13 protein-coding genes are annotated in these 16096 nt (G+C 45.2%); 7 read left to right on the forward strand and 6 right to left on the reverse strand.

Features of this window, described 5'->3' with window-relative positions:
- The coding region (locus AC805_RS20550; protein ID WP_197278801.1) for a DUF5906 domain-containing protein at positions 1 to 2315 on the forward strand (2315 nt) is incomplete at its 5' end.
- 135 nt (positions 2316 to 2450) lie between these two features.
- Here the strand turns inward: AC805_RS20550 and AC805_RS20555 are convergent.
- The 3 genes from AC805_RS20555 to AC805_RS20565 form a co-directional block, all read right to left on the reverse strand.
- Positions 2451 to 3566 (reverse strand): site-specific integrase, encoded by a 1116-nt coding sequence (locus AC805_RS20555; protein ID WP_055077134.1) that lies wholly within the window; start codon positions 3564 to 3566, stop codon positions 2451 to 2453.
- 325 nt (positions 3567 to 3891) lie between these two features.
- Complete coding sequence (locus AC805_RS20560; RefSeq protein WP_055077143.1) at positions 3892 to 4791, reverse strand: CoB--CoM heterodisulfide reductase iron-sulfur subunit B family protein; 900 nt, start codon at positions 4789 to 4791, stop codon at positions 3892 to 3894.
- 219 nt (positions 4792 to 5010) lie between these two features.
- Positions 5011 to 5676 carry a response regulator transcription factor gene (locus AC805_RS20565; RefSeq protein ID WP_055077135.1) on the reverse strand — a complete coding sequence of 222 codons (666 nt, stop codon included), beginning with the start codon at positions 5674 to 5676 and terminating at the stop codon, positions 5011 to 5013.
- Between the two features lie 263 nt (positions 5677 to 5939).
- Here AC805_RS20565 and AC805_RS20570 point away from each other — a divergent pair, with 263 nt between their 5' ends.
- A complete protein-coding gene (locus AC805_RS20570) occupies positions 5940 to 6131 on the forward strand; it encodes a hypothetical protein (protein ID WP_055077136.1) in 192 nt (63 codons plus the stop codon).
- Positions 6132 to 6230: 99 nt separating this feature from the next.
- On the opposite strand, the gene AC805_RS20575 is transcribed toward AC805_RS20570, so the two are convergent.
- Positions 6231 to 7334, reverse strand: a complete 1104-nt coding sequence (locus AC805_RS20575) for a sensor histidine kinase KdpD (protein ID WP_055077137.1) — start codon at positions 7332 to 7334, stop codon at positions 6231 to 6233.
- Positions 7335 to 7421: 87 nt separating this feature from the next.
- The gene (locus AC805_RS20580) at positions 7422 to 8744 is read right to left on the reverse strand and encodes a serine/threonine-protein kinase (protein WP_055077138.1); all 1323 of its coding nucleotides are present in this window, start codon (positions 8742 to 8744) and stop codon (positions 7422 to 7424) included.
- Between the two features lie 362 nt (positions 8745 to 9106).
- On the opposite strand from AC805_RS20580, the gene kdpA reads away from it, so the two are divergent.
- The 5 genes from kdpA to AC805_RS20605 all read left to right on the forward strand — a co-directional run bounded on the left by kdpA (position 9107) and on the right by AC805_RS20605 (position 15233).
- The gene (gene kdpA / locus AC805_RS20585) at positions 9107 to 10828 is read left to right on the forward strand and encodes a potassium-transporting ATPase subunit KdpA (RefSeq protein WP_055077144.1); all 1722 of its coding nucleotides are present in this window, start codon (positions 9107 to 9109) and stop codon (positions 10826 to 10828) included.
- 5 nt (positions 10829 to 10833) lie between these two features.
- Positions 10834 to 12939 (forward strand): potassium-transporting ATPase subunit KdpB, encoded by a 2106-nt coding sequence (kdpB, locus tag AC805_RS20590; RefSeq protein ID WP_072143705.1) that lies wholly within the window; start codon positions 10834 to 10836, stop codon positions 12937 to 12939.
- A gap of 18 nt (positions 12940 to 12957) precedes the next feature.
- Entirely contained in the window at positions 12958 to 13245 is a 288-nt protein-coding gene (locus AC805_RS20595; protein WP_197278802.1) for a potassium-transporting ATPase subunit F, read from the forward strand.
- Positions 13246 to 13249: 4 nt separating this feature from the next.
- Positions 13250 to 13882, forward strand: coding sequence for a K(+)-transporting ATPase subunit C (gene kdpC, locus AC805_RS20600; RefSeq protein WP_055077140.1), 633 nt, complete (start codon positions 13250 to 13252; stop codon positions 13880 to 13882).
- A gap of 232 nt (positions 13883 to 14114) precedes the next feature.
- On the forward strand, positions 14115 to 15233 hold the full coding sequence (locus AC805_RS20605; protein ID WP_156341503.1) for a universal stress protein: 1119 nt from the start codon (positions 14115 to 14117) through the stop codon (positions 15231 to 15233).
- 224 nt (positions 15234 to 15457) lie between these two features.
- Here AC805_RS20605 and AC805_RS20610 read toward each other — a convergent pair whose 3' ends face one another.
- Positions 15458 to 15922, reverse strand: coding sequence for a low molecular weight protein-tyrosine-phosphatase (locus AC805_RS20610; protein WP_055077142.1), 465 nt, complete (start codon positions 15920 to 15922; stop codon positions 15458 to 15460).
- Between the last annotated feature and the right edge of the window lie 174 nt (positions 15923 to 16096).

The raw sequence follows: 16096 nt of genomic DNA on the forward strand, positions 1-16096 counted from the left end.
TGCACGTTAAACCAGTCGTAAAACACGAACTAGATCGCCTATCTCGCCTCATTGCCAAGCATGGCGCAGTCCCAGAGCTATTAATCTGGGAACATAACGACGAAACCAAGGGCTTAGATGACCTCATTGCCGCCAAGGGTGGACAGATATTAGATCTGCTCGTAGACAAAGCCGTAACTTTTGAGGAATATCGAAAGCAAGAAATCATCGAACTAGAACGGGATGACCCCGACGCGCCGCCCATTGCCGAGCATTTCAACCAGATCGCCCAGAAAAAACTATTTAGCGATCGCCGTTGGGTTTGTATTAATGACACTTTGCATTACTGGACTGGGACGCATTACGAAGCAAGTCCCGATCCCGTCGAAAAGCGCCGCATCAGCGAATTTTGCAATAAATTTTTGGTTTACGATGAGCGCACCAACAAGCGCACTTATAAATATGCCAACGAGCAAAGCGTTAATGCTGTCCTTAAATGGGTCAAAGTTAATTTTGGGGTAGATCCGTTAAGCGTAAATCCCACGGGTTTAAATCTTGCCAATGGGGTTTTAACTATCGAATGGCAAGGTAAAACCCCAAGCTGGACGATCAGAAAGCATCACCCAGAGTTAGTTTATACCTACTGCTCCAAGGTCAAATATGACCCAAAAGCCGATCCCGAACCCTGCGATCGCCTATTAATTGCCCTTGATGAAGCCCAAAGAGACGTATTTCTAAAAACCATTGCCGCCTGTTTGGACTTGGCGAGCGTCCGCAAAGTCATGCCCGATCGCTTGCGTGGTTTGTTGCTTCAAGGCGACGGCTCAAATGGTAAAGACACGCTCAGAGAGGCAATTGCCGAAATCTTTTCACGGGGGATAACGGGTTGCTCGTTGCGCGATTTCCAGCAATACGACGAGGGGAAAAAATTCCCACTTTCAAAACTCGAACATAGCCGCATCAATTGGGCATCAGAGAACCACTCGCGTTTAAGCCTTGACAGTTTGCAATCCCTCAAAAACGTCTTGACAGGCGATCCGATCGATATCGAACGCAAAAGCCAAGACGACTACAGCATCAAACCCTCTTGTATCGTGCTGTTGAACTGCAACGAAGCACCCTCAATCGTGGGCGCTCAAAAAGCGATCGAGTCACGCTATGCGATCGTCAAATTTAGCAAAACATTTACCAGTTCCCCACAATCCCCCGACGAATTACCAGCCGATCCGCGCTTTAAAAACGATCCAGCCTTTCTCCAAAATCACGTATGCCCCGCATTACTCAACCGTTTGCTAGATGCATTGGTCAAACTCATGTCTAATGGCATCGACTATAAACCCCTAGCGGGAGCAATCCAAGAAGCCAAAGAGTCTAGCTGTCATCTGATTAGATGGGCATCAGACATTAAGTTAGAGCAAGGCAACGGTCGCATTAAATTAGGCGATCTATTTGATAGCCTCACCTCTTGGTATCAAGAGCAAGGAATTTTAGAGGTTGAGATAACCGAGAAAGGTAACAAAAAATATCAATGGCTGGATGAAGGCAGCCGCTTCGATCCTTGGGTTAAAGCGGCTAGGCTGATGCGGCAAAGCTTAACCAAAATCTTTCCTAAAGTGCGTTTCAGCGAAAAAACCGAGCATGGTTTCTTTGCTATCGGTATTCAATCTATAAATTTTGTAATATCTCCTAATTTTGGTTCATTTGGTTCAGGAGAAGAAAAAAGTATAGATACAGAAAGGGTTTCAATGACTGAACCAAATCCTGAAGCAAATTATTTTGGTTCAGAAAATAATTTTGGTTCAGGAGACAAAATTATTTTGCTGAAAGAAAGTATCAGATCTCTTGCCCTTGCCTATAGACATGAAGGTAGTTATCCCACTGAAAATTTATTTCAGGCTTGCGCTCTTATTGAGAATGGCAAAATTGCAGAAGCAAAAGTATTGATAGCCACAGATTTAAAGGAATTCCTACGCCATTCCCAAGAAAGTCGCAATACTTCAATGTCAATAAGCACACTTTTTGAAGCAATTTTGGCTGAACCAAAATTAAATCCTGAACCAAATTGCTTTTGGGCTGAATCAAAAAAAGCTGACAACCACGTCATTTCTGAACCAACTGAACCAACTGAACCAAATTTACAAATAACTAATAATTGCTCACAGCAAAAATCAAAAAAACTTGAAGTGGGGAAAACTGTCTCGCTGAAGAGTGGCTTTTTCTCTGGACAAAGAGTTGAAATCATTGATATCAGAGAGGATGGGCAGTTAGAGGTAAGAAACAAAAACTGGATTGAAGGTACTAGCCAAATTGTGAAGCCTGAAGAGGTGACAGTATGAACAAATCTTGGTACGAAACTAAACCCGCCGCCAATGAGCTTGGGCTAACTGAAAGACAACTCAGAGAACTACGCAAGCAAGGTATTTTACAAAAAGGGACGCATTACCGATTTAAAAATCCTACCTCCGCAAAACCTAACTACCTGTGGAATGTTCGGGCGATCGCATTGGTGCTTGAGGGCGATCCACACGCGACATGATCGCATCGTAAGCCCGTTGATGGTGGCGATCGCTAATCCAATGATGGTAAATCTCCGTATGCACCTGTACGCTGTGCCCCATTTGCATCGCCGCCAACTCAACAGGCAAGCCAAACTCAAGAGTCCGCACCGCCCAACAATGGCGCAAAGTGTAGGGCGTAACCACACCCGCACTCTTGAAATATCTACTCACCTTGCTACCCAAATCACTGTTAGTTTTGCCTGTAATTGGCGGTAACTCCACATTAGCTAAATCAAATAAATCAACCCATTCAGGAAAACAAGCCCAAACCCTACGTCTTCCTGTTTTGGTTTCATCAAGCACCTGCAAGATCGGCAAAGTTGCAAAATCCAAGTGGAAAACCTCATGATTTCGCAACCCATAAACCGCCATCAACCCGTAAACATAGCGCCATTGCTTATTAGTAATCTTGAAAAACCCGTCCACAATTTCTTGATCGCTTGGTAAATCACGGGGCGTAACCTTTTTGGGTGAATAATTTCCCGAATACTTGCGTAAATCAATCTCCAAACCTGCAAATTTAGCCAATGCACCTAAAGCCATACAGTAAATCTGCCTCGTCCGAGTGTCAGGAGTTGTACTAATCACCACCTTATACAAAGCCTCGTCGGTCAACTCTGCATCCATTGCCAAACGCTGCAAAGCTTCCCAGTAATTCTTACGCCATGTGGACTGTGATTTTGAAGTCTTTTCCCTGCGAGTAAAGTAATCATCCTCAAACTTTTTCACCCAGTCCCCCGCCGTCATAGCCTCGCTGGTTTCGTTGAGATAGGCAGACCACTCAAATTCGCGACAATCTAGCAAAGCGCCAATCTTTCTTGCTTCCGCTTCCGCTTCCTTGATGCCCACGGGATTAGCTCTCACCCCCAGCGCTATGCGCTGCTGATATGCCTCACGTTTCAGAGAATTAGGTTTTGGCGGTAAAGTTGCCCTCAAATATAAGCGATCGCCAATTACCTCAATCCTCACCCCCACCTTTGCAGATTTCAAGCGCCCATTAGCTTGAGAAATTCTGGTGTCATCCGCCATAATGCAACCCTGTTTTTAGTCCAAATTTTAGGCAAAAATAAAAAGGCAAAATTGAAAGCCTTTCTAGGTATTGATTATAAGCTTTTGGCTAGCAGACTCAAAATCTGACGACAGCGATGTCATGAGAGTTCGATTCTCTCTTTGCCCATAAAAAAGAACTACAAGAAACCTTTTAAAAGTGCTGCAAAGCAACACTTTTAAAAGGTTTCTTGATTTGGATTTGAGCGCGAAGCGCTGTAGGGCAAATCAAATCTTGCTCAAAGCCCAAAAGTAGAAGCCTTGCTACGCAAGGCTTCTACTTTTGGGCTTTTAAAATTTTTCAGGGCTATAGCAGAGCGAGTTTTTGTAAAACAGAACTGGTAGAGACAATGTGACGATCTAGACCGAGAACTTTAGGATCAAGTCCGATCGCTAGTCCGATTAGCTGGGGTAGGTGCAGTATGGGAATTCCCAGTTTTTGACCGATCACTTGTTCGACTTCGGGTTGTCGTGAGTCGAGATTGAGATGGCATAGGGGACAGGGGGTCACGATACAGTCCGCGCCAGCCGCGATCGCGGCGGTAAGATGTCTGCCCGCCATCGAGAAAGATTCTTTAGGTGCATAGCTGGAGATCGGCCAGCCACAGCACTGGACACGACCTTCGTAATAGACAGGAGTTGCTCCAACGGTACGAAAGACATTTTCCAGAGACTCAGGACGGAAAGGATCGTCAAAACGAGTAACCGTTTGCGATCGCAATAAATAGCAACCATAGAAAGCCGCACAGTTTAAATTGGCTAAGGATCGGCTTACTTTAGTTGCGAGTCTTTTCAATCCGTAATCGCGGATCAAAATCCAGAGTAAATGTAAAACTTCGGTGGAACCTTGGAAATGATGTCCTTGGGTGTTAAGGATTGCATTTACCTCTTCTTTGCGATCGGTATCAACGCTTTTGAGCCGATCATTGACGCGACCGAGTACTCCCTGACAGGTGCTGCATTGCGTCATTACCGTGAGATTTAATTCTTCGGCGAGGGCAATATTGCGGGCATTGATTACGTCCTCCATGAGTTCATCAGTTTCTTTGAAGGTTCCCGAACCACAACAGGTTGCTTTGTGCAGTTCTACTAGTTCAATACCTAGGGCTTGAGCGATCGCTGTGGTGGAGGTATGTAACTCTTTACATGCCCCTTTAGCAACGCATCCAGAATAGTAGGCGTATGTCAATGCTTTAGTTTCTGTCATTATCTCTCGATTGCCAAAATCGGTCTCATTTTGCTTAATATAGCAACGTAAGGTTTGCTTAGAACATAAAACCCCAAAGATAGGTGGCAGCGCTCCGCGCTGCCACCTATCTTTGGGGTTTTGATTTTTCCTAGCCACTAAAGAAATAGGGGGATAGTTTTATATGGTAAGGATGGGCAGCGCTATGCGCCGCCTATCCTTACCGTATAAATTTTTTCCTTATAAATAATCGTTCTGAATAGCATAGGCAATCGCTTGTTTGCGATCGCTTACACCAAATTTATGTAAGATCGCGTGAATATGCACGCGTACCGTGCCAGCAGAAATATAGAGCAGATTGGCAATTTCTTGGTTGGTCTTATGTTCGGAAATTAAGAGGAGAATTTCTTTTTCCCTGCGGGTTAAAAGATTTGCCCTCGCTCCAGATGTATCCTCTGAAGTTATTTCGGAGGATTGGTTTTGAAAAATATTATGAATTTCAGCGGTGGCATTTGCGTCCCACCAAGAAGCCCCAGCAACTACCGATCGCATTGCCAGAATTAACGTTTCCGCTGCAACCCCTTTGAGACAATAGCCCTGTGCGCCTGCCGTGACTAAACGCGAAACCAGCGATCGCTCGTTACGAGAAGTTAGGGCTAAAATTGGTAAGCTGGGATGACTGAGTTTGAGTTGGCGACAGGTCTCCAAGCCGCCTAGCCCTGGTAAGCCAATATCGAGAAGAACGAGATCGAAGGGCTGTTGTTTTGCAAGATCGATCGCCGTTTCTCCGTCGCTTGCCTCCACTAAAGAGGCTATTTGCCTTTCCTGTTGCAGTCTTACCTGTAGTCCGAGACGAAATAGTTCGTCATCTTCAACTAAAAGTATTCTCAGATGATCCAAGGTCATGTTTTTTCCTAAGGCTTGTTGGCAGGGGATGACGACAGGCTTTACAGTGCTTTTCTTTGTAAGTAGCTAGGCATAAGTAAACTTAAAACCTAGAAGAGCATACCGCCCGCGTAGCGGGCGGTATGCTCTCTGGTTTTGGTTTTAATTATGCCGAACTACTATTATTCCTACCAAAAATATTTTGCGGCTTTATGTAGTTAAATGGATGTCAATATTTAGGGGATTTTAGCGAATTAAGGAAAGACTTTAGACGATCAGGAAGGGTGGCGCAAAGCGCCACCCTTCCTGATCGTCTAACAATTCCCAAAATGGCAATGCCATCTTGGGAATCTCAAAACCTATCAGGTTTTGATTTAGCTGTCGCCAAGGGTATTACCGTAGTTTTCATCGCAATCCACGTAATACCAATTCCCAAAAGTGTAGCTACACTTTTGGGAATTGAAAAGCAAACCTAGTAAGGTTTTTAAAATCACAAAATGGCGTAGCCATTTTGTGATTTGGTATAAGATGAATGGCGGCGCGAAGCGCCGCCATTCATCTTAACGTTTCCAGATTTACGTGGATTGCGATGAAAAGGGTAAGGCTGGTAAACGAAAGGCAAAGACAGCTCCGTGGGGCATACGGTTTTCTGCCCAGATCGTCCCGTCATGGGCTTCGATAATTTGACGGGTCAGGTATAGCCCAAGCCCAGAACCCGTAGCTAAGCGATCGCTTTGACCTTGGTAAAACCTTTCAAACAGATAGGGTTTTTCTTCGGGCTTAATCCCCGCGCCAAAATCAACGATATGAACGAGCTGATAGGATGACTGAGTTTCAAGTATTACTTCCACCTTAGCCCCTCTGGGGGAATGGTTAATCGCATTGGTCAGTAAATTTGTGAAAACCCGTCTTAATTGAAAAGCATCGCCATTTACCCACAGAAATTTGCGAAATTCGGAATCGCCATAATGCAAATTCAAATAGACACTGCGACTGGTTGACAAATGCACCATTGATGAGGCAACTTCTTCCGCTAAAACTGCGAGGTTAGTCGGGCTTACTTTTAATGGCAATCCTTCTGTTTCATTGCGATAGACATCAAGGAGCGTTTCAACTAGCTTCAAACTATTTTGGTGACTGCGAATCATCGTTTCTAAGACAGTTTTTTGTTTGAGACTAATATTGCCAAATAGCTCGCGATCGAAGGCTTGGAGAGTTTCGATCGCGCCGAGTAATGGAGTTCGTAAATCATGCGCTAGCGTAGAGGCAAAATCTTCGCGCACGTTCATAATTCTTTCTTGGGATTGCAGCTTTGACTGCTGCTGGAATAGAGTTTGTTGGGTTTGGCTATAGCGATCGCTCAAAAGTCCTGTTACGATTAGCGCAAAGATGGTGACTATGCGATTTACTACCATCGATGCATGAATTTCTGGATTATTAGGAATCCAAATATTTAGTAATGTCAAAATAACTGCGGCTGATATCAGTAGAAAGGAGGCTGTGCGGCTCAGTCGCGAATTGGCAATTAGGATCGGACTGATATATAGATAGCTCATCACATAGTCTGGCGGCGTAGCATACTCTAAGGCGAATACCATTGTGAACAATCCGCCAACCATCCAAAATGAAGGCGATCGCCAAGGGATAGATCGCTGATTAGATACTGGTGACGGTGACATAAAATCTCAAATAACTCTATAGCTTTTTCTAGTTTATAGCTACAGTCACTTGACTTAGGACAAATCAAACCCCAAGAGCCGAACTACTTAATCAATTTTGTCATTGGGAGGGATTGGGGCTTTGGTTAAAGTGGAAACTGGCTTGTTTCCCAATACTCCTAACCCGACTAAACCCATGATTCCGATCGCTCCCCAAAAGAAGTTACTCTTTGATTGGTTTGCGCCATTAGATTGGAGCGGAACGAGTACAGAAAGGATTATGCTCAAACAAAATGCGATACAAGCGATCGCCAAACTGATCAAAGTAGACCCGATGCTCACAATTAACAACCGCTGCATGAAGGGAAGTGATGCAATCGAGGCTAGATCCTCTGCAAAAAGTTTTACTTCTGGTATTGGAGGAGGAGCAAGATCCGTTGCTTGCTCTGAAACTCTGGAATTAATATGATTAATATGACGGTTGCGGTCAAAACTATTAATCTCAAGGGATAGGCGATCGCCAGTTGATTTTACGGAATCAACCATTGAAGCATTTAGGTCGGTAAGGACTTCTGTTGCTGACTGATAGCGTTGCCTAATAGCTGGTTGCAATAATTTACAGAGAATATCCTTGAGGTTAGGGCTAATGGGTTGGCGCAAATATGCTTGCCATTTCCAATCATTCTCCCCAATATCGTACAGATCGAAGGGATTGGTTTGCGTTAATAAATACAAACAGGTGACCCCTAGACTATATAAATCACTAGCGAACATCGCCTGTCCTCGAATTTGTTCGGGGGCTGCATATGCCACGCTCCCAATCAGCGTTCCCTGAGACATTGGACGGATATTGGCAACTTGCTTGGCTGAACCAAAATCCACCAGTACCAATTGCCGATCAGATGATCGACGAATGATATTATCGGGTTTGATATCGCGATGAATGATCTGGCGATCGTGAAGATATTGCAGAATTGGGAGCAGTCCTTGCAAAACTTGCCGCACTTCTATTTCATGGAATGGTTCATGAAATGGAATCGCACCTCTAACCTCCTGTTCTAAAGTCCATCCATCAACCCACTCCTGCACGATAAAGAATTCTCCATCTTCCTCAAAACTGTCTAATAGCTTAGGAATTAGCGGATGTTCGCCGAGCCTTGCTAAATGTTGGACTTCTTGATTAAAGAGGATTAGGGCTGTAGAGCGATCGATTGCTCGATGTGGTAGAAGTTGCTTGAGGACACATTGAAGTGGAATTTGCAATTCATCAACCGCCAGAAATGTTTTTCCAAATCCCCCTTCACCAAGATGATAGAGAATGCGATAGCGGTTGTGCAAGAGCTGGTATGGTTTTAAATTAGCATGATGCTGTCTTCTAAAGGAATATGCAGATATCCCTTTAGAAGTACTAGAGGAGGGGTAGACATCCATGGCATAGATACATTAGGAATTGCCGAATTAGACTGACATACTCAATTAGCAGGCTTAAATCAATTGCCAAACTGTAACACCGACAATTTCTGTAAATCAATATATCCAAGATATAGAAAGTGTTTAGCTAGCCTAAACGCTTTCTAAACACCTTGGATTGAGAATGATAAGTTTTGAGGTGAAACTTTGCATCTGAGGTTGTTCGGATATTGCGTGATTGAGCTTCTAATCTTGGGCTTGGGCTGCGAGCGGGTGTTTGGTAACGGGAAAAGAGATGCCTAAACGGAAAGTTATACCTATACAAAGTTCTGAAAATGCCTGATGATCTTTTCATCCAAGCTATTTCTAGATGGAATTTATCAATGCTACAAGGATGGATTCAAATTGGACTGACGCTGGTGCTGATTGTGGCGATCGCCCCAATTTTGGGCGGTTACATTGCACGGGTGTTTCTGGGACAAAAGACTTTACTGGACTCAGTTTTAAACCCATTAGAGAATTTGCTATTTAATCTCAGTGGTATTCAGAGTAATCGGCAAGCCGCTGCTCCGATGACGGGCTGGCAATATTCCCGCGCGATTTTGTATAGCAATTTGGCGATGGCGGTAATATTGGCGCTGATTATGAGCTTTCAGGGCATTCTCCCCCTCAACCCAACGGGAATGAGCGCTCCAAGCTGGGATACGATCTTACATACCACCATTTCGTTTATTACTAACACAGACCAACAGCATTATTCTGGTGAAACTACCCTGAGTTACTTTACGCAGACTTTGGGATTGGGATTTATGTTTTTTGTGTCTGCGGCTACGGGTATTGCGGTGGGTATCGCTTTTATTCGCGGATTGACTGGGCGATCGCTTGGAAATTTCTATGTCGATCTGATCAAGTCAATTACGCGCATTCTTTTGCCGATTAGTATTATCGGTACGATCGCTTTGATTATTTCAGGTGTGCCTGAAACCCTATCGGCTCCAGTGGTTGTTCCCACTTTAGAGGATCCGAGCATCAGTCAAGCGATCGCCTTGGGCCCAGTTGCCCATTTCGAGTTCATCAAACAACTTGGCGAAAATGGCGGTGGTTTCTTTGCTACTAACTCCGCGCATCCCTTTGAGAATCCCAATGGATTCTCAAATCTTCTTCAGACATTAGCGATGATTTCCATTCCGACAGCGCTAATTTTTACCTATGGAGAAATTGCCAATAATCGCAAAATGTCGTGGTTATTGTTTGGCATGGTGTTTATTATCTTTGTGGGATTCATTATCGTTACTGGGATTGGCGAATATCAAGGTAATTCTCTGGTTAATGCCGTTCTAGGCAAACAGAGTCAGAACTTTGAAGGTAAAGAAATCAGGTTTGGCTGGGCACAGACGGCTCTATTTTCAGTGACGACGACAGGAACGATGACTGGTGCTGTCAACGCGATGTTCGATTCGCTCATGCCCAGTGGCGCTTTTATTACGATGTCCAATCTGTTCTTGCAAATTATTTGGGGAGGGCAAGGCACGGGTACGGCTTACCTATTTGCCTATTCGATTTTAGCCGTATTCGTGACTGGGCTGATGGTTGGTAGAACTCCAGAATTTTTGGGGCGCAAGATTGAGAAAAATGAAGTGGTATTGACCAGTTTCTTGATTTTGTTGATCCATCCCATTTTTATACTTATTCCTGGCGCGATCGCCTTAGCATTTCCCGACCAGTTAGCAGGAATTAGTAATCCTGGGTTTCATGGATTGACGCAAGTCATCTATGAATATGCCTCGGCGGCGGCAAACAATGGTTCGGGCTTTGCTGGTTTGGGCAATAGTCAGCCTGCGCCTACGGCTTTGTGGTGGAACCTAAGTGCCTCGGTGAGTCTCTTAGGTGGACGCTATGTGCCGATTGTCGCATTGCTTTTATTAGCGGATGGTATGTCGCGCAAGCAACCCGTGGCAATGACCACAGGTACATTACGTACCGACACGGTTCTATTTACCAGTGTTACCGCAGGTGTGATTTTGATTATGGGCGCGTTAACTTTCTTTCCCGTATTGGCTCTCGGCTCCGTTGCTGAAGCTTTTCTCATCGCTAGAGGCGGCTAAAATCCATGAATAATAATTCAAGCATTAACTCATCTTCGCCAAAGAAGCAATCCCTCGGTAGCACCCGCGACTCGCGCCGCCACACGCCCAAGGCATCTATGGCTGGACTGTATCAACGGGCGGTGCGGGATGCATTTCGGAAGCTCAATCCCCGTATAGCCGTTCGCAATCCCGTGATGTTCATGGTGTGGGTGGGGACGATTGTCACTCTATTAGTCACGATCGATCCCAACTTATTTGGAACTGTGGCAGCCGATCCTAACAAAGAGCGGGTTCTCAATGGCTTAATTACGGTTATTCTCTTCTTTACGGTCTTGTTTGCCAACTTTGCCGAGGCGATCGCTGAGGGGCGAGGTAAAGCGCAGGCGGACTCATTGCGGACGACGCGATCGGATACGATCGCTAGTAAAGTGCTACCCGATGGGGCGATCGAGCAAATTAGCTCTACGGAGTTACGTCGAGGCGATCTCGTTAAGGTCAAGATCGGCGAGATGATTCCCGCTGATGGAGAAGTGATCGCAGGTTTGGCTTCGGTAGATGAATCGGCAATTACAGGTGAATCCGCACCAGTGCTGAAGCAACCAGGAACGGATATTGCGAGTTCGGTTACGGGTGGTACTCGGGTGGTTTCCGACGAATTGACCATTAAGATTACCGCCGATCCTGGACAGGGATTTATCGATCGCATGATTGCGCTTGTGGAGGGAGCCGAGCGGACAAAAACCCCTAACGAAATTGCCTTAACCGTTCTACTGACGGTGCTGACGCAGGTATTTTTGATTGTGGTGGCGACGGTCACCCCTCTTGCCAATTACGTGCAAACACCGACGACGATCGCCATTCTCATTTCCCTATTGGTTGCCCTGATTCCGACCACGATTGGCGGATTGCTCAGTGCGATCGGGATTGCGGGTATGGATCGGGTTGCTCAATTTAACGTGATTGCGACATCGGGGCGAGCGGTTGAGGCTTGTGGCGATATCAATACCTTGGTGCTAGATAAAACGGGTACGATTACCCTTGGCAATCGCCTCGCCGATGAATTCATTCCTGTGAATGGACATTCGCTCGCCGAGATCGCTTCCGTGGCTTTAGCCGCCAGTATCTTTGATGAAACCCCTGAGGGGCGGTCAATTGTCCAGTTAGCTGAACAATCAGGTGCAGTAGTGAAGTTCGATCGGGAACAGTCCAAGGGCATTGAATTTTCAGCCCGTACCCGTATGAGTGGCACTGACCTCCCCGATGCGATCGAAGTTCGCAAAGGAGCCGTTGATGCGATCCGTGGCTTTGTGCGATCGCGCTCTGGCAATGTCCCCGAAGAGTTTGAAGCTGCCTACGAAAAAGTATCGAAACTCGGTGGTACGCCCCTAGGAGTATGTCAGGGGGGCGATTTGTATGGTGTAATCTATCTCAAAGATATCGTTAAGCCAGGACTGAGAGAGCGTTTCGATCAATTGCGACGGATGGGCGTGCGCACGATTATGCTTACGGGAGACAACCAGATTACTGCCTCGGTAATTGCGGAAGAGGCGGGAGTCGATGACTTTATTGCCGAAGCGACACCCGAAGATAAAATTGAAGTAATTCGCCGCGAACAGTCTCAGGGCAAGCTAGTTGCCATGACAGGTGATGGCACAAACGACGCACCTGCACTCGCGCAAGCCAATGTGGGCGTTGCCATGAATTCAGGAACGCAGGCGGCAAAAGAGGCTGCCAATATGGTGGATTTGGATTCCGATCCGACTAAGTTGATCGACCTCGTGGCGATCGGCAAGCAATTGCTGATTACCCGTGGTGCTTTGACCACCTTCTCGATCGCCAATGACATTGCGAAGTATTTCGCCATCATTCCGACTATCTTTGCTGCCGCAGGGATTGGGGCTTTGAATGTTATGGGTTTAAAAAGTCCCCAGTCGGCAATTCTCTCAGCGTTAATCTACAATGCCCTGATCATTCCAGCCCTAATTCCCTTAGCCCTTAAGGGCGTGAAGTTTCGTCCTCTCACTGCCGATCAACTCCTACAGCGCAATATTCTGCTCTATGGGCTAGGTGGTGTGATTGCTCCATTTATTGCCATTAAATTCATCGATATTCTCTTGCCCATCGCCTAATTTATCCCATTGAAAATCATGAAAAAATCCCCAAATTACTTTGCTAGAGATTTTGCTAGAGATTTTGTAAACGGCTTTCCCCTCGAAGATCTTGGGAGCCTTGGGCAACTTGTGATTAAGCGGAAATATCCAGTCTACTTATTTCTTGCCTTGTGTCTGAACCTCGTAGCTGCCCCTGCGGTCTTCGCCGCTAATGCCGATAGTTTTACCCGCTTTCAAGCCTATGCCCTAGGACTGTTAGGGATTGCCACCGTTAGCTTTTCCATTTATCTCTTTGCTGTCATGTTCCAACCTGAGAAATTTTAATCCTATGAACGAAATTATCAAAGCTATTCGGACTACCCTCGTTCTTTGGTTGTTGGTTGCGGTAATTTATCCTTTTGCCATGATTGCGATCGCTCAAGGGGGCTTTCCTTATCAAGCAAATGGAAGTTTAATCCGCAATTCCCAAGGACAGGTGATCGGTTCGAGTCTCATTGGACAACCCTTTACCAGTGATAAATATTTTAATAGCCGACCTAGCGCCATCAGCTACAGCTCTGCCGACCCTCAAAAGGATACGGCGGGCATTCTTAAAACGGGCGTATCGGGCGGAAGTAACTTAGCAGCAAGTAATCCCGATCTGCTCGGACGCATCAAGGGTAAAGCCGATGCCGATCCTAGTAAGGCGATCGAGGGAGATATACCGAGATTGCAAAAAGCAGGTATTAATCCCACTGCCGATCTCATCTATGCTTCTGGCTCTGGACTCGATCCCCATATCACCCCTGAAGCCGCTAAAGCCCAAATCCAGAAAGTCGCTCTCGCAAGGAAAGTCGAGCTGAGTCAATTAGAAAAACTAATCGAACTAAGTACCGATCGTCGGTTTCTCGGCATTTTTGGAGAAGATGGGGTGAATGTATTAAAGTTAAATCTTGCATTAGACAATCTATCGAAGGCATAACTCGAAGGTAAGTAGCTAGGCATAATTAAAAACCAAAACCAGAGAGCGTACCGCCCGCGTAGCGGGCGGTACGCTCTTCTAGGTTTTAAGTTTACTTATGCCTAGCTACTTATGAATCGAAGACATGAATCGAAGACATGAATCTCAAAACCTTACTGGATTTGCTTTTTAATTCACTGAAGTGTTGGCTCACTTCGGTGAATTGGTATCAGCTCTATAAATAGAAAGAACTATGATTAGAACCCATCGTCGCGGTAAACATAAAATATTTATTGGCATGAGTCCTGGAGTTGGTAAAACCTATCGAATGCTAGAAGAGGCTCATCGACTACGATCGGAGGGTATTGATGTTGTCATTGGGTTGCTGGAAACCCATAATCGTGCTGAAACGAAAGCCAAAGCGATCGGTTTGGAGTTAATCCCGCGCCAACAAATTAGTTGGGAGTCGGTGACGCTCACAGAAATGGATACTAATGCAATTCTTCAGAGACAGCCACAATTAGCGCTAGTGGATGAATTGGCGCATACTAACGTTCCCAATGCTGAACGCGAAAAACGTTATCAGGATGTGGAAGTGCTTCTGGAAGCAGGAATTGATGTTTATTCCACTGTTAATATTCAACATATCGAGAGTCTTAACGATACCGTTGCGAAAATAACGGGGGTAATTGTCAGAGAGCGCATTCCCGATCGCATTTTAGAAGATGCCGATGAAGTGGTTGTAGTCGATGTCACGCCTGAAACCTTGCAGGAAAGACTCCGTGATGGAAAGATCTATGCACCTGAAAAAATCGATCAATCCCTTAACAACTTTTTTCAGCGTCGTCATTTGATTGCCCTACGGGAGTTGGCGCTGCGAGAAATTGCCGATAATATTGAAGACGATCTCGAAGCTCATGATTCTACTAATTCGGCTAGCAATCTAGTTTGTAACATTCACGAACGGGTGTTAGTTTGCGTTTCCACCTATCCTAATTCTTTGCAGTTATTGAGGCGAGGTGCGAGGATTGCAGGCTATATGCACGCGCAACTTTACGTTCTATTTGTTGATGACCCTGAACGGTTTTTAACCAAAGCCGAAAGCCTCCATATAGAGACTTGCGAACGATTGTGCAAAGAATTTGAAGGCACTTTTATTCGGGTAAGCGATAGCAATGCATTAAAGGCGATCGTCGATACGGCAAAAAATTATCGGGTTACCCAGATTGTGATGGGAGAAAGCCAAAAATCGCGGTGGCAAATTTTATTTAAGGGGTCGCTGACCCAAAGGATTTTGCGATTACTTAAGAATGTCGATATTCATATCATTTCCACCAGTAAAACTGGCGATGAGAATGGAAGTAAAAAGTGAGAATTGTTTTATATAGCTGCCGCCAACTGTATCAGGACATAATACCAATTCCCAAAAGTGTGGCTACACTTTTGGGAATTGAAAATCAAACCCAGTAAGGGTTTTAAAATCACAAAATGGCGTAGCCATTTTGTGATTTTAAAACCCAAAAGAGGATTGCCGCGCGGAGCGCGGCAATCCTCTTTTGGGTTTTATGTCTTAAGCAAACCTGATGTTGCTAGGTTTTAACTTAAAGATTTGAGTAGCCCCTTACAGGCATCAAAAAGCAAATCAATCACATAATTAAATCCATCCGCTCCGCCGTAGTAAGGATCGGGTACTTCCTTATCGGGATAAGTTTCGCAATAATCGCACATCATCTTTACCTTATGAGTAAATTTGCCTTGCGGATCGAGAGCGAGAATATTGCGATAGTTGTCTCGATCCATTGCCAAAATCAGATCGAATTCTCGTAAATCCATCGCCTCAAATTGTCTTGCTGAACCGACAAAGTCTAAACCTCTTTCCTTGGCAGCCGCTCTCATTCTGCGATCGGGTGGTGCGCCCACATGCCATCCACCCGTTCCCGCCGAGTCACAAATAAAGCGATCGCTAATTCCTGCCCTTGCAATCAAGTGATTCATAATATTTTCCGCCGCAGGCGATCGGCAAATGTTTCCGAGACAGACAAATAGGAGCTTTTGGGTCATACCTATATAAATAAAAAATAAAAAATAAATAAAAAACTCTGTAATACCAATTCACGAAAGAGCGACAATACTTCTGTGAATTAAAAACTAAACCCAGTAAGGGAATTGCTATTAATTAAATTACTTGTGGCTTCGACTTCGCTCAGCCAACGTTAGCTGAGCGAAGTCGAAGCT

The organism is Pseudanabaena sp. 'Roaring Creek', assembly GCF_001402795.1.
Classification (GTDB): Bacteria; Cyanobacteriota; Cyanobacteriia; order Pseudanabaenales; family Pseudanabaenaceae; genus Pseudanabaena.

Excerpts from the sequence above, each read along its gene's own strand:
- AC805_RS20555 (WP_055077134.1), bottom strand. The coding sequence starts at position 3,566 with ATGGCGGATGACACCAGAATTTCTCAAGCTAATGGGCGCTTGAAATCT.
- AC805_RS20610 (WP_055077142.1), bottom strand. The coding sequence starts at position 15,922 with ATGACCCAAAAGCTCCTATTTGTCTGTCTCGGAAACATTTGCCGATCG.
- AC805_RS20595 (WP_197278802.1), top strand. The coding sequence starts at position 12,958 with ATGAAAAAATCCCCAAATTACTTTGCTAGAGATTTTGCTAGAGATTTT.
- kdpC (WP_055077140.1), top strand. The coding sequence starts at position 13,250 with ATGAACGAAATTATCAAAGCTATTCGGACTACCCTCGTTCTTTGGTTG.
- kdpB (WP_072143705.1), top strand. The coding sequence starts at position 10,834 with ATGAATAATAATTCAAGCATTAACTCATCTTCGCCAAAGAAGCAATCC.
- AC805_RS20580 (WP_055077138.1), bottom strand. The coding sequence starts at position 8,744 with ATGGATGTCTACCCCTCCTCTAGTACTTCTAAAGGGATATCTGCATAT.
- AC805_RS20560 (WP_055077143.1), bottom strand. The coding sequence starts at position 4,791 with ATGACAGAAACTAAAGCATTGACATACGCCTACTATTCTGGATGCGTT.
- AC805_RS20605 (WP_156341503.1), top strand. The coding sequence starts at position 14,115 with ATGATTAGAACCCATCGTCGCGGTAAACATAAAATATTTATTGGCATG.
- AC805_RS20575 (WP_055077137.1), bottom strand. The coding sequence starts at position 7,334 with ATGTCACCGTCACCAGTATCTAATCAGCGATCTATCCCTTGGCGATCG.
- kdpA (WP_055077144.1), top strand. The coding sequence starts at position 9,107 with ATGCTACAAGGATGGATTCAAATTGGACTGACGCTGGTGCTGATTGTG.
- AC805_RS20565 (WP_055077135.1), bottom strand. The coding sequence starts at position 5,676 with ATGACCTTGGATCATCTGAGAATACTTTTAGTTGAAGATGACGAACTA.